The sequence below is a fragment of the Methylobacterium planeticum genome (genome assembly GCF_008806345.1).
In the GTDB taxonomy this organism is placed as follows: Bacteria; Pseudomonadota; Alphaproteobacteria; order Rhizobiales; family Beijerinckiaceae; genus Methylobacterium; species Methylobacterium planeticum.
This window is the reverse complement of the sequence record NZ_VZZJ01000003.1, coordinates 239,742-252,652: the sequence shown is the minus strand read 5'-3', so window position 1 is coordinate 252,652 and position 12,911 is coordinate 239,742. Positions and strand designations below refer to the sequence as shown.

11 protein-coding genes are annotated in these 12,911 nt (G+C 70.8%); 6 read left to right on the top strand and 5 right to left on the bottom strand.

All coding sequences use genetic code 11. The annotated features are described in order from the left end of the window. Positions 1–109: 109 nt before the first annotated feature. Positions 110–1,639: a sensor histidine kinase gene (locus tag F6X51_RS04945; protein ID WP_150962110.1), complete on the bottom strand. Its 1,530-nt coding sequence runs from the start codon at positions 1,637–1,639 to the stop codon at positions 110–112. Between the two features lie 246 nt (positions 1,640–1,885). Here F6X51_RS04945 and F6X51_RS04940 point away from each other — a divergent pair, with 246 nt between their 5' ends. The 5 genes from F6X51_RS04940 (at position 1,886) to F6X51_RS04920 (ending at position 6,505) form a co-directional block, all read left to right on the top strand. Next, on the top strand, positions 1,886–2,341 hold the full coding sequence (locus F6X51_RS04940) for a (2Fe-2S)-binding protein (RefSeq protein ID WP_150962109.1): 456 nt from the start codon (positions 1,886–1,888) through the stop codon (positions 2,339–2,341). Between the two features lie 29 nt (positions 2,342–2,370). Beyond that, a complete protein-coding gene (locus tag F6X51_RS04935) occupies positions 2,371–4,587 on the top strand; it encodes a xanthine dehydrogenase family protein molybdopterin-binding subunit (RefSeq protein ID WP_150962108.1) in 2,217 nt (738 codons plus the stop codon). A 167-nt stretch (positions 4,588–4,754) separates the two neighbouring features. Then, the gene (locus F6X51_RS04930) at positions 4,755–5,465 is read left to right on the top strand and encodes a uracil-DNA glycosylase family protein (protein WP_150962107.1); all 711 of its coding nucleotides are present in this window, start codon (positions 4,755–4,757) and stop codon (positions 5,463–5,465) included. Continuing rightward, the gene (gene pyrF / locus F6X51_RS04925) at positions 5,458–6,144 is read left to right on the top strand and encodes an orotidine-5'-phosphate decarboxylase (RefSeq protein WP_150962106.1); all 687 of its coding nucleotides are present in this window, start codon (positions 5,458–5,460) and stop codon (positions 6,142–6,144) included. The genes F6X51_RS04930 and pyrF overlap by 8 nt, the downstream gene beginning before the upstream one ends. A 16-nt stretch (positions 6,145–6,160) precedes the next feature. Further along, entirely contained in the window at positions 6,161–6,505 is a 345-nt protein-coding gene (locus F6X51_RS04920; RefSeq protein WP_150962105.1) for a DUF1330 domain-containing protein, read from the top strand. A 50-nt stretch (positions 6,506–6,555) separates the two neighbouring features. Here the strand turns inward: F6X51_RS04920 and F6X51_RS04915 are convergent, their stop codons facing one another. Next, positions 6,556–7,200 carry a TetR/AcrR family transcriptional regulator gene (locus F6X51_RS04915; protein ID WP_150962104.1) on the bottom strand — a complete coding sequence of 215 codons (645 nt, stop codon included), beginning with the start codon at positions 7,198–7,200 and terminating at the stop codon, positions 6,556–6,558. Positions 7,201–7,392: 192 nt separating this feature from the next. On the opposite strand from F6X51_RS04915, the gene F6X51_RS04910 reads away from it, so the two are divergent. Further along, the gene (locus tag F6X51_RS04910; protein WP_150962103.1) at positions 7,393–8,163 is read left to right on the top strand and encodes an SDR family NAD(P)-dependent oxidoreductase; all 771 of its coding nucleotides are present in this window, start codon (positions 7,393–7,395) and stop codon (positions 8,161–8,163) included. 349 nt (positions 8,164–8,512) lie between these two features. Here F6X51_RS04910 and F6X51_RS04905 read toward each other — a convergent pair whose 3' ends face one another. The 3 genes from F6X51_RS04905 to F6X51_RS04895 form a co-directional block, all read right to left on the bottom strand. Next, the gene (locus F6X51_RS04905) at positions 8,513–8,710 is read right to left on the bottom strand and encodes a hypothetical protein (RefSeq protein ID WP_150962102.1); all 198 of its coding nucleotides are present in this window, start codon (positions 8,708–8,710) and stop codon (positions 8,513–8,515) included. A 297-nt stretch (positions 8,711–9,007) separates the two neighbouring features. Further along, positions 9,008–10,810 (bottom strand): NADPH-dependent assimilatory sulfite reductase hemoprotein subunit, encoded by a 1,803-nt coding sequence (locus F6X51_RS04900; RefSeq protein WP_150962101.1) that lies wholly within the window; start codon positions 10,808–10,810, stop codon positions 9,008–9,010. 243 nt (positions 10,811–11,053) lie between these two features. Beyond that, positions 11,054–12,826 carry a diflavin oxidoreductase gene (locus tag F6X51_RS04895; protein WP_150962100.1) on the bottom strand — a complete coding sequence of 591 codons (1,773 nt, stop codon included), beginning with the start codon at positions 12,824–12,826 and terminating at the stop codon, positions 11,054–11,056. Positions 12,827–12,911: the final 85 nt, after the last annotated feature.

Genomic DNA, 12,911 nt, shown 5'->3' with positions numbered 1-12,911 from the left:
CCGCCTTGGGGCCGTCAGGCCGCCTCGGATCCGCCAGGCCGCCTTGGGGCCGTCAAGCCGCCTCGGGGCCATCAGGCAGCCTTGGGACCATCAGGCCGCCTTGGGGCCGTCAGGCCGCCTTGGCCGGGGCCTTCGCCGCGTCCGCGGCGGGCTCGACGCTCACGGCCGCCAGGGTGTCCATCACGCGGGTCGCCGGCAGGGTGACGATCACCTCGGTGCCCTCGCGGGGCTTCGACTTCAGCTGGAACTGGCCGCCGTGGAGGTCGACGAGACCCTTCACGATCGGCAATCCGAGGCCGGAGCCCTGCTCGGCGGTCTTGATCGCCAGGGAGCCGCGCCCGAAGGACGACATCACCGTGCCGAGCTCGTCCTCGGGGATGCCCGGCCCGCTGTCCTTCACCGCCACGTACTGGCCGCCCGAGCTCGTCCAGCCGACCTTGATGCTGATCTCCCCCCCCGGCGGCGTGAACTTCACGGCGTTCGACAGGAGGTTCAGGACGATCTGCCGGAGAGCCCGCTCGTCGGCCCAGAGGCGGGGCAGCGAATCGTCCACGAAATCCAGGAAGGTCTGACCCTTCTGGCGGGCGCGCAGGCCCATCATGTGGCGGCATTCCTCGACGATGTGGGCGAGGAGCAGCGCCTCCTCGTTCAGCTCGTAGCGCCCGGCCTCGATGCGTGAGAGGTCGAGGATCTCGTTGATGAGGTTGAGGAGGTGCATCCCGCTGTCGTGGATGTCGTTCGAGTATTCCTGGTAGCTCGGGGCGGTGTGGGGCCCGAACACCTCGTTCTTCATCACCTCGGAGAAGCCCAGGATCGCGTTGAGCGGCGTGCGCAGCTCGTGGCTCATGGTGGCCAGGAAGCGCGACTTGGCGAGGTTCGCCTCCTCGGCGCGGCGCCGCGCCTCGTCGGAATTCGCCTTGGCCTGCTCGAGCTCGCCGAAGATCGCGTCCTTCTCCGCCCGCGACTGCAGCGCCCCGACGGTCGAGGTGTAGAGCCGCCGGGCGAGCCCCATGAAGAACAGCTGCGAGCCGAGCGCCATCGCGACGAGCAGCACGGAATCCGCGTCGCGCGAGAACAGGAGCAGCGACAGGGTGGCGACCACGAGGGGCCCGAGACCCGCCACCGCCGCCGCCGGCACGGTCGCGCCGAGCATCGTGGCGACCGCCGCCGCGATGACGAGGCCAAACAGCGCGAAGGTCCGGCCGCCCGTGGCGCCGAGCCCGATCATCATCGACCAGCACAGGCTCTGCATGCCCTCGCTGAGGACGAAGAGCCGCCGCCATCGCGCCAGCGAGACCTCGCCGGAATTCTGCCGCAGGAAGTGCCGGCTCAAGGTCGTGATCAGCGTGATGGTGACGAAGACGCAGAGCGCCCAGACCGCCGCCACCACCGGCGCGACCCAGAAGATCGAGGCCGCCGCCATCGCGACGGCGAAGAGCCCGAGGGGAATTCCGGCCCCGACCCGGTACTCGGCGTAGAGGCGCAGCAGCTCGTAATCGAAGGCGCGCTCGAGGCCCGTGGTCGAGGTCAGCTTCTCCCGGGCCGAGCGGATCTCGCGGGCGATCCCGCGACGCCGGTTCGCCTCCTCCGTCGAGGGTCCGCGCCCCCGCTGCACCATCTCCACAGTCAGGTCGGACATCAGATCAGGAAAGCTACGCGGGAGGAACCTGGGATCGGGCCATCTCAGACAGGTCGAGACGCGATGGCGTTCAGGATGGGACGGATGTGTTAAGAACGGCCTGCCAGGACCGGTAAGATTCTCCGCACCCGCTTCACCGATGCCGCCGGGCCACAATGGCTGGTGGTAAGGTGCGACGACGCACATCCTCGGTTTGCGTCGCCGGACTAGCGCTGATCGGTCAAGGCTCGATCCGAAGGGCAAGCGATGCTGAAGTTGACCGTCAACGGCGTCCCTCACGAGGTCGACGCCGATCCCGAGACGCCGCTGCTCTGGGTCCTGCGCGACCAGCTCGGCAAGACGGGCACCAAGTACGGCTGCGGGATCGCCCAGTGCGGCGCCTGCACGGTCCATCTCGACGGACAGCCGGTGCGGTCCTGCCAGACCGCGATCAAGGATGTGGGCGAGGCCAAGGTCACGACGATCGAGGGCGTGTCGGGCAGGGTCGCCGAGGCGGTCCAGGGCGCCTGGCGCAAGCTCGACGTGGTCCAGTGCGGCTATTGCCAGTCCGGCCAGATCATGTCGGCCATCGGCCTCCTGACCGACAACCCGAAGCCCACCGACACCGACATCGAGGGCGCCATGGACGGCAACATCTGCCGCTGCGGCACCTACCAGCGCATCCGCGCGGCGATCCACGAAGCCGCCCGCACCCTCGCCTGATCCCCGTTCGCCCTGACTGGAGCAACCCCATGCTGACACTCGGTCGGTCGAAGGCCGGAGCCCGCACGCCGCGCGTCTCCCGCCGCAGCTTCCTCGGCGGCGCCGCCGCCGCGACGGGTGCCATCGTCATCGGCTTCCGCCTCGATCTGAAGAACCCGGCCCGCGCGGCCGGCGGGCCCGACCTGTCCACCGTGAAGGCCATGCCGAACGCCTTCGTGCGGATCGCCGCCGACGACACCGTCACGGTGATCATCAAGCATCTCGACATGGGCCAGGGCAACACGACCGGCCTCGCGGCGATCCTGGCCGACGAACTCGACGCCGACTGGGCTCAGGTCCGCACCGAGTTCGCGCCGGCGGATGCCGCCCTCTACAACAACCTCCTGATGGGGCCCGTCCAGGGCACCGGCGGTTCCACCGCCATCGCCAATTCCTGGTTCCAGCTGCGCAAGGCGGGGGCGGCCGCGCGCGAGATGCTGGTCGCCGCGGCGAGCTACCAGTGGAAGGTCCCGGTCTCCGAGATCACGGTGGAAAGGGGCGTGCTGCGCCACGCCGCCTCGAAGAACGAGGCCCGGTTCGGAGCGCTGGCGGCCTCCGCCGCGACCCTGCCGGTGCCGCAGGAGCCGCGCCTCAAGGATCCGAGCGAGTGGCGCCTGATCGGCACCAAGGTGGCGCGCCTCGATTCGGCCGCCAAGACCGACGGCAGCGCGATCTACTCCCTCGACATCCGTCGCCCGGGCCAGGTGACCGCGATGGTGGCCCACCCGCCGCGCTTCGGCGGCACCGTGGGACGCGTCGACGACAAGGCCGCGCGGGCGATCCCGGGCGTCCTCGACGTCGTGACGATCCCGAGCGGCGTCGCGGTGATCGCCAAGGACACCTGGACCGCCCGCAAGGGGCGCGACGCCCTCGTGGTCGTCTGGGACGATTCGGCGGCCGAGGCGCGCTCCTCCGACGCGATCCTCGCCGAGTACCGCGAGACGGCCAAGCGCCCCGGCCTCGTCGCCTCGGAGCGGGGCGACCCCGCGGCGGGGATCAAGGGCGCCGCCAAGGTGCTGGAGGCGGAATTCATCTTCCCCTACCTCGCCCACGCCCCGATGGAGCCCCTGAACGCCACGATCGAGCGGGCGGCCGACGGCAGCTACGACGTCTTCGCCGGCTGCCAGCTCCAGACCATCGAGCAGGCCGTCGTGGCCGCGATCCTCGGCGTCACCACCGACAAGGTCCGGCTCCACACCCAATGGGCCGGCGGCTCCTTCGGCCGCCGCGCCACCCCGACCGCGGATTACCTCGCCGAGGCCGCCGCGATCGTGAAGGCGACGCGCGGCAGGGCGCCGGTCCACTTGGTCTGGACCCGCGAGGACGACATGACGGGCGGCTACTACCGCCCCACCGTCCTCCACAAGCTGCGGGCGGGGCTCGATGCCAAGGGGGCGATCACGGGCTGGCAGCACATGGTGGTCGGCAAGTCGATCATGATCGGCTCGCCCTTCGAGGCGATGATCGTGAAGAACGGCATCGACGGCACCACCGTCGAGGGCGCCTCGGACACGCCCTACGCCCTGCCGGCCTACCGCTTCGAGGTCCACAACGCCCGCGAGGGCGTGCCGGTGCTGTGGTGGCGCTCGGTCGGCCACACCCATACGGCGCAGGCCATGGAGGTGTTCATCGACGAGCTCGCCCACGCGGCGGGCGTCGATCCCCTGGCCTACCGCCTCTCGCTGCTGGCCTCCGCCCCCCGCCTCTCCGGCGTCCTGAAGCTCGCCGCCGAGAAGGCCAACTGGGCGGCGGCCAAGCCCGACAAGGGCCGGGCGCTCGGCATCGCCGCGCACGAATCCTTCGGCTCCTACGTCGCCATGGTGGCCGACGTCGCGGTGGAGACCGGCAAGGTCAGGGTGAACCGCATCGTCGCGGCGGTCGATGTCGGCATCGCGGTGACGCCGGACGTGATCCGGGCGCAGGTCGAGGGTGCGGTCGGCTTCGCGCTCTCCTCGGTCCTGCGCAACCGCGTCACCCTCAAGGAGGGGGTCGTGCAGGAGCGCAACTTCGATACCTACGAGCCGACCCGCATGAGCGAGATGCCGGTGGTGGAGGTGCACATCATGCCCTCGCAGGCGGCCCCCACGGGCATCGGCGAGCCCGGAGTCCCGACGCTCGCCCCCGCGATCTCGAACGCGATCTTCGCGGCCACCGGGCAGCGCCTTCGCTCGCTCCCCCTCGACCTCACGAGCCTCAGGGGCGTGTGAGGAAACGCACAGACCCGCGCCGCCGCGCGGCGCAGGGTGGCCTCATCCCAACGGTTTCGACCCGACTCGACGACGGCGCGGCACACACCGCGCCGTTCTTCTTTTCCGGCGGGGGCGGCGAAACGCGCCGTGGGCCTGCGAGGCCCCGCGCCCCATCTCAGGCGGGCATGCCCGCCCTCGGAACACCCTTCGACGCCACCGCCGCCCGCCTGCGGGCCTGCCGCCTGTGCCGGGATGCGCCGCGCTACGGCGCGCCCCTGCCGCAGGAGCCGCGCCCGATCGTGCAGGGGAGCCGCACCGCGCGCCTCTGCATCGCGAGCCAGGCCCCGGGGACGCGGGCGCACCGCAGCGGCACGCCCTTCATGGACCCGTCCGGCATGCGCCTGCGGGATTGGCTCGGCCTCGACGAGGCCGCGTTCTACGACGCGGCCCGCGTCGCCATCGTGCCGATGGGGGCCTGCTTCCCGGGCCTCGATGCGAAGGGCGGCGACCGGCCGCCGCGGCGGGAATGCGCGGAGACCTGGCGCGCCGAGCTGTTCGCGGGGTTGCCGAACCTCGAATTGATCCTGGTGATCGGGCAATACGCGCAGGCCTGGCACCTCGGCCGTCTCGCCGACGGCCTCACCGGCACGGTCCAGCGCTGGCGCGAAATCCTGGGCGAGCCCCGGCGTCCCCGCGTCCTGCCGCTGCCCCATCCGTCCTGGCGCAACAACGGCTGGCTCAAGCGCCATCCCTGGTTCGAGGCCGAGCTGCTTCCGGTCCTGAAGCACGAGGTGGCGCGGGTCATGGCCGGGCCGGGCGTCCCGGTCCCCGCATTGACACCGGCGCGCCCGCGCGGGAAGCGGTCCCCGCCTGTCCCGGAGCCTGCGCATGATTGACCCACGCGACCGCCTCATCGTCGCCCTCGACCTCGGCGACCCGCGCGAGGCCGAGGCGCTGGTCGAGCGCATCGGCGACGCCGCGACCTTCTACAAGATCGGCTACCGGCTGGCCTATGCGGGCGGCCTCGCGCTGGTGCCGAAGCTCGCCGCCCGCGGCCTCAAGGTCTTCCTCGACCTGAAGCTCCACGACATCGGCAACACGGTCGAGGAGGGCGTGCGCGCGCTGACCGATCTCGGCGCCACCTTCCTGACCGTGCACGCCTATCCGCAGACCATGCGGGCCGCCGTGCGGGGCCGGGGCGAGGCCGGGCCGAAGATCCTCGCCGTCACGGTGCTGACCTCCTACGACGAGGCGGATGCGCGCGAGGCGGGCTACGCCCTGCCGGTGCCGGACCTCGTGGCGCAGCGGGCGGCGCAGGCGGCGCAGGCCGGCCTCGACGGCATCGTCTGCAGCGCCGCCGAGGCCGCCTCCGTCCGCGACATCATCGGGCCGGACCGGCTCATCGTCACGCCGGGGATCCGGCCCGCGGGCGCCGAGGTCGGCGACCAGAAGCGCGTGATGACGCCGGGCGAGGCCCGCGCGGCGGGCATCGACCACGTCGTCGTCGGCCGCCCGATCACGGGCGCGGCCGACCCGCGCGACGCGGCGCAGCGAATCGTCGCCGACATGGCGTGATCAGGAGGGAAACGAGATGGCGCGAGGCTACTGGATCGTTCGGGTCGATGTGCGCGACACGGAGGCCTACACGGTATACGCCGCGGCGAATGGCGAGGCCTTCCGGGCGTTCGGCGGGCGATTCCTCGTTCGGGGCGGCGCGTTCGAGGCGGTCTCCGGGACCGCGCGGGCGCGCAACGTCGTGATCGAGTTCCCGACCTACGCGGACGCCCTGGCCTGTTGGCACTCGGACGCCTACCAGGCCGCCCGCGCCAAGCAGAAAGGTGGGGCGGAGACCGACCTCATCGTGATCGAGGGGTATGACGGCCCTCAGCCGAGCGAGGGCGCGCCGCCCCAGCCGGCCAACCCCGCCTCGGAGTAAGCCCGGCGGCGGGGCCGGGGACGGCGGCCCGCGCACCTCGCATCGGAGGATCACGCCGGGCTCGCCGCGCCCGGCGCGCGGGTGCCGAGCGCCCGCAGCAGAAACCCGATCATCGCCTCCAGGGGCGGTGCCGGGGCGTTCGGGTATTGGCTCACCAGGACCGGATGGCAGTAGCGCACGATCGCCACGTGCACGCACTGCCCCGCCATCGCCGGATCCTCGGCCACGAACTCGCCGGTCCGCGCCCCCTCCGTCACCACCCGCACCAGCACGCCGCTGATCCGGTCGACGTGGTGGCGGCAGACGTCCCAGCTCTCGGACATCGCCGCCTCCACCATCTCGTGGATGCGCGGGTTGTCCTGGCAGCGCTTGAGGCAGTCGCGGTGAAGGGTCCGGACGATCTCGGCGATCCGCTCCGAAGCCGACAGGCCGGGCTGGGCCGCGATGGCGGCGATCAGCGCCTCGACCTCGCGCGTGACGCGCTCGACCACCGCCTCGTTGATCGACTTCTTGGAGTCGAAGAACCGATAGACGTTCGCCGGGCTCATCCGCAGCGTCTTGGCGATGTCGGCCACGGTGGTCTTCTGATAGCCGATCTCCCGGAAGAACCGCTCCGCCGTTTCCAGAATCCGGCAGCGCGTGGTGGGAGAGCTTTCCTCGACGAGTACGAGGGCCTGATCGGCGTCGTGGTTCATGGCCGGAACCTAAGCTGGGGCGCACCCGGCGTCAAAACGATCTCGAGACCTGTACAACGCGCAGGGTCATCGGATTGTCCGTCTCGGGTCGCGCGAAAGCGCGATCCACGGAACAACGTGGCCGGGGGCGGGATTGGCTGCGCAACGGGCCGGCGTGCCCGATCCCCATTCCCCCTGCGGACACGAGACGCGATGAAGCTGCAAGGCAAGAAGGCCCTGATCACGGGCGCGGATTCCGGCATTGGCCGAGCGACCGCCGAGCTCTACGCCCGCGAGGGCGCGGATGTCGCCATCACCTACCACACCGACGAGGCCGGGGCGGCGGAGACGGCGCGCCGGGTCGAGGCCGCGGGCCGCAGGACCCTCGTGACCCGGACCGATGTCGGCGACCCGGCCTCGGTCGCGGAGACCTTCGACCGCGCGGCCAGCGCCTTCGGCACCCTCGACATCCTCGTCAACAATGCCGGCCAGGCGATGAGCGGCATGGCGGTCGCCGACATGGACGACGCCAAGCTGGAGCAGATCCTGCGGGTGAACCTGATGGGTCCGCTCTTCTGCTGCCGCGCCTTCATCAAGCTCCGGCGGGCCCAGGGCGGGCGCGGGCGCATCGTCACGATCTCGTCCGTGGCTCAGCACCTGCCGACCCCGGAGAGCGCTCCTTACGGCATGTCGAAGGCCGGCGTCGGCTCCCTGACCCGCAGCCTCGCGCGGGAATTGGCCGAGGACAAGATCAACGTGAACAACATCGCCCCGGGCCTGATCCAGACGCCGATGACGCAGGAGCGCTTCGAGGATCCCGAGAAGATCGAGGCCTCCCTCCAGAAGATCCCCTGGCACCGGGCCGGCCAGCCCGAGGAAATCGCCAAGGTCGCGCTCTTCCTCGCCTCGGACGATGCCGATTACGTCACGGGTCAGACCTGGGTCGTCGACGGTGGCCTGACCATGCAATGGGGCGGCGCCTGAGAGACCGGGCTTCCTCGCCGCTGACATGGGCTCGACCGGCGGAAGCCGCGATTTGGCGTTCGCCGTGAAGCGATCGTCACGGCCCGGTCCGGAACGACGCGAATTGCCGGAGCCTGCGCATCTTCGACGACCGCACCGGCATCACGGCCAGCGCGCTCGACGCGCCCCGCCACCGTGCGGATCTATCGCCGGGAGGTGGGGCCGGATCGTGATGGTGCGGGAGGTGGATGCCCCGATCCGCGCCGGCGGCGGCACTGGGGGCTGCCGGACGGCGTGCCGCCTCCAACGAGAAAACCCTCCCGGTCCCGAACGGGACGGAGAGGGTTCTCACACAGGGCGCTGTCTCGGCTCAGGAGCCGAATTGCGAGCCGAGCTGCTCCAGATATTCGGCGAGATCGACGCCGCCGACACGCTTGCCGTAATCGAAGCGCATGCCCTGGCGGATGTCGACGCTGGCGCTCTTGGTGGTGAGCGTGAACGGCTTCACGCAAATCCAGGCGCCGTCCCGGCGATGCTCGAAGAAGCCGAGAATCTCGTGCTTGGCCATGTGCGCCTCCGAATGAACCTGAGCTTATAACGGCGCACCCCAAGAACGGTTCACCGTTGCTCAAGCTTTTCGCTCAGATTTCGGCCAAGCTTGGCCGTAGAGGCGCCGACCGGGGCGGGTTTTGCACTGCAAGACAGCAGTTTTCGGGGGTGGGGCGCGACCGGGTTGTCCAGTTTTCCGGTCACCGTCCCGCCACCGCGTTGCGGAAGGGCCCGGGCGCGGCCGCTCGGCGTCACCCTGGGGCGGGACGGGGTGGATCGGAGGCGGCGGCCCGTGCGGCCGCCGCGGTGCCCGTGCTCAAGCGGCGCTCTTGAGCGCGCCGGTCGCCTCGTGGAAGTCCGGACCGTTGATGGTCCGGGCGACGTAGCCGGCGCGGATCAGGAAGTCGCCGAAGCGCTCGCCCTTGGTCCTGCCCGTGGCATAGGCGGCAAAGAGCGGGTCGAGGATCGGCCTGATCTCGGCGGCCGTCACGTCCTCGGCGTAGAGCTTGCCGAGGCGCGAGCCGTCGAAGGCGGCGCCGAGATAGAGGTGGTAGCGTTCGGGGCCGCGCCCGACGAGGCCGATCTCGGCGATGTAGGGACGGGCGCAGCCATTGGGGCAGCCCGTCATCCGGATCGTGATCTCGTCCTCCTGCAGGCCGTGGCCGGCGAGGCTCTCCTCGAGCTCGGTCAGGAGGTCGGGGAGGTAGCGTTCGCTCTCCGCCAGGGCGAGGCCGCAGGTCGGCAGCGCCACGCAGGCCATGGCGTTGCGCCGCAGCGCGCCCGCGCCCTTGGTCAGGCCGTACTCGGCCACCAGGGCATCGATCTCCGCGCGCTTCGCCTCCGGCACGTTGGCGATGATGACGTTCTGGTTGCCGGTGAGCCGGAAATCGCCCTCGTGCACCTCGGCGATGCGGCGCAGCCCCGAGAGGAATTGCGGTCCGCCCTCGACGTCCTTGATGCGGCCCGACGGCACGTAGAGCGTCAGGTGCTGGCGGCCGTCCTCGCCCGCGACCCAGCCGTAGCGGTCGCCGTTGCCCGTGAACTTGAAGGGTTTCGGGTCGGCGAAGCTCTTGCCGACGCGCTTCTCCACCTCGGCCCGGAAGGCCTGCAGGCCGTAGCGCTCGATCGTGTATTTCAGGCGCGCGTTCTTCCGGCTCTTGCGGTTGCCCCAGTCGCGCTGGACCGTCATCACGGCCTCGGCCACCTTCACGGCGTCGTCGGGCTCGCAGAACAGCATCAGGTCGGCGGTGCGCGGGAAGGTGTCGGTCTCGCCGTGGGTCATGCCCATGCCGCCGCCGACCGTGACGTTCCAGCCCGTCACGCGGTTCTTCTTGTCGAGGATCGCGATGAAGCCGAGGTCGTGGGCGAAGATATCGACCTCGTTCGAGGGCGGTACCGCGATCACGATCTTGAACTTCCGCGGCAGGTAGGTCTTGCCGTAGACCGGCTCGACGAAGCTCTCCTCCTCGCCGCCGACCACGCGCTCGCCGTCGAGCCAGATCTCGCGCCACGCGCCGGTCTTCGGCAGCAGGGTGTCGGAGATCGACTTGGCGAGGTCGTAGGCCGCCTTGTGGGCGCCGGTCTGAGCCGGGTTCGTGGCCGCCATGACGTTGCGGTTCACGTCGCCGCAGGCCGCGATCGTGTCGAGGAGTGCCCCGTCGATCGCCGCCATGGTCCGGCGCAGGTTCGACTTGATGACGCCGTGGTACTGGAAGGTCTGGCGCGTGGTCGCCCGCAGGGTGCCGTTGGCGTAGGTGGTGGCGATGTCGTCGAGGACGAGCCACTGCTTGGGCGTCACGACGCCGCCGGCGATGCGCAGGCGGATCATGAAGCTGTAGGCCTTGTCGAGCTTCTTCTTGGTGCGCTCCGGGCGCAGGTCGCGGTCGTCCTGCAGGTACATCCCGTGGAACTTCACGAGTTGCCCGTCATCGTCCGAGATGGCGCCGGTGGCGTGTTTGAGGAGCCCGTCGGCCAGCGTTCCGCGCAGGTAGCCGCTGGCGATCTTCAGGTGCTCGTTATGCGCGAGCCCGGCGGCGCGGGCGGCCTCCGCCTCGTCGATGGGGCGCGCGGTCGGCGGCGTCTCGTAGACGCGCTCGGGGGTCGGCTTGCGGTCGTCCATGGCGGTGATCCGGTCTTCTTTGGGGCAACCGGACCCTGCGGTCCGTCGCACCCGGATGGTGTCAGCCTGCGCTGCGATGGGGTCGGAGGAAAGGGGACCGCTTGACCCGCCTCGACCCACCCCGGAGCCCTGGCGCCGATGGCGGCCTCCGGCGCTCCGTCGAGGTTCAGGGCGATCCCTCGATCGTCCGGGCCTCCCGGGGCGGGGTGTTTTGTCGGGACGAGCCGGAGCCCTCCGTTTCCCTCAGTAAACGTCCTGCTGATAGCGATGGGCCCGCTCGAGGGCGGCGACGGCGGCCTCGGCATCGGCCTGCGACAGGCCCTTCACGTCCTGATAGGCGCGCACCACCGCCCCGCGGACATCCTTGGCCATGTTCTTGGCGTCGCCGCAGACATAGAGATGCGCGCCGCCGTCGAGCCATGCCACGAGGTCCCTGCGGCGCTCGTAGAGACGATCCTGCACGTAGATCTTCTCGGGCTGGTCGCGCGAGAAGGCCACGTCGATCTGCGTCAGCGAGCGGTCCTCCAGGGCTTCCTGCCACTCGAGCTGGTACAGGAAGTCGTGCGTGAAGTGCCGGTCGCCGAAGAACAGCCAGGAGCGGCCCGGCGCCTCGACCGCGCGGCGCTCCTGCACGAAGGCGCGGAAGGGCGCCACCCCCGTGCCGGGCCCCACCATGATGATGTCGGTGGCGGGATCCTGCGGCAGGCGGAAGTGCCGGTTCGGCTTCAGCTTCACCCGCAGCTTGGCGCCGTTGCGGATGCGGTCGGCCACATGCGTCGAGGCGACGCCCGCGCGGGCGCGGCCATGGGTCTCGTAGCGCACCGCCGCGATGACGAGGTGCACCTCGTCGCCGACATCCCGGCGTGAGGACGCGATCGAGTAGGCGCGGGGCGGGAGCGGCCGGGTGATGGTGCTGAGGTGCTCGGCCGAGAGCGCGGCCGGGTAGGTCTCGATCAGGTCGATGAGATGGCGGCCCTCGATCCAGGCCCGGACCTCGCCGCTCTCGATCAGGCGCTGGGCCTCCGCGTGGCCCGTCGCCTTGGCGAAGCGCTCGACGGTGGTGGCCGAGAGGGTGGTGATGTCGCGCTCCGACAGGAGCGCGCTCCGCAGGCCCTCGTCGCCCGTGAGCCCGGCGGCCCTCAGGATCTCCTCGACGAGCTGCGGATCGTTCTCCGGGTAGATCTCGAGGGAATCGCCGGGCTGGTAGGCCGGCGCACCGTCCTCGAAGGCCAGCGCGAGGTGGATGGTCTCCTTGTCGGAGCGCGATGAGTTCAAGTTCACGTGATCGACGACCTCGACCACGACCGGGTCGCGGCTCGGCTCGGCCTCGTCGTCGTCGGCCGCGAGGCCGCGGGCGAAATCCACCGCCACGACGTTGTCGGACGCGGAGACCGGCGGGGCGAGGGCCTTGAGGGCGCCCTTGATCCACTCGGCCGCCGGCTTGTCGAAATCGAGGTCGAGATCGGCGCGGTCGTAGGCGCGCTTGCCGCCCAGAGCCTCGAGCCGCGCGTCGAGCGCCTTCCCGATGGCGCAGAACTCCGCGTAGCTGGTGTCGCCGAGCGCGAGCACGCCGAACTCGACGCCCTCAAGGCGCGGGGCCCCGTCGCCCATCAGCGCGTCGTAGGTGCGCACGGCACGGGCCGGCGGCTCGCCCTCGCCCCAGGTCGCCGCGATGACGACGAGGCGCTTGTCCTTGCCGAGCGTCGCGAGGTCGAGATCGGCGAAGTCGACGACCTTGGGCTTGAAGCCGCTCTTGCGCGCGAGCTTGGCGACGTCGCCCGCAAGCTTCTCCGAGTTCCCCGATTCGCTCGCGTAGAGGATGGTCAGCGGCTCCGAGGCCTTCGGCGCCTGCGCCGGCGCGGCGGCCGGCTGGCCGCCCGCGGCGTCGAGTCCCGCGAGGAAGCCCGCGAGCCAGGCGCGCTGGATCGGCGTCGCCGTGCCCAGGACGGCGTCGAGGCTCGCGCGCTCGGTGTCTCCGAACGGGGCGGTGCGGGGGAGGAGTGCTTGTCGTGACATCAAGGGACCATGTCGTCTCGGAGAGGTCTCCTGTCAACGGGAATGTCCGTTTTACAGAACGCCGTCTGGGGAGAAGGAGCTGCCT

Bases quoted from the DNA above. Each gene is read 5' to 3' on its own strand.
- F6X51_RS04945 (WP_150962110.1), bottom strand. From the start codon at position 1,639: ATGTCCGACCTGACTGTGGAGATGGTGCAGCGGGGGCGCGGACCCTCG.
- F6X51_RS04940 (WP_150962109.1), top strand. From the start codon at position 1,886: ATGCTGAAGTTGACCGTCAACGGCGTCCCTCACGAGGTCGACGCCGAT.
- F6X51_RS04935 (WP_150962108.1), top strand. From the start codon at position 2,371: ATGCTGACACTCGGTCGGTCGAAGGCCGGAGCCCGCACGCCGCGCGTC.
- F6X51_RS04930 (WP_150962107.1), top strand. From the start codon at position 4,755: ATGCCCGCCCTCGGAACACCCTTCGACGCCACCGCCGCCCGCCTGCGG.
- pyrF (WP_150962106.1), top strand. From the start codon at position 5,458: ATGATTGACCCACGCGACCGCCTCATCGTCGCCCTCGACCTCGGCGAC.
- F6X51_RS04920 (WP_150962105.1), top strand. From the start codon at position 6,161: ATGGCGCGAGGCTACTGGATCGTTCGGGTCGATGTGCGCGACACGGAG.
- F6X51_RS04915 (WP_150962104.1), bottom strand. From the start codon at position 7,200: ATGAACCACGACGCCGATCAGGCCCTCGTACTCGTCGAGGAAAGCTCT.
- F6X51_RS04910 (WP_150962103.1), top strand. From the start codon at position 7,393: ATGAAGCTGCAAGGCAAGAAGGCCCTGATCACGGGCGCGGATTCCGGC.
- F6X51_RS04905 (WP_150962102.1), bottom strand. From the start codon at position 8,710: ATGGCCAAGCACGAGATTCTCGGCTTCTTCGAGCATCGCCGGGACGGC.
- F6X51_RS04900 (WP_150962101.1), bottom strand. From the start codon at position 10,810: ATGGACGACCGCAAGCCGACCCCCGAGCGCGTCTACGAGACGCCGCCG.
- F6X51_RS04895 (WP_150962100.1), bottom strand. From the start codon at position 12,826: ATGTCACGACAAGCACTCCTCCCCCGCACCGCCCCGTTCGGAGACACC.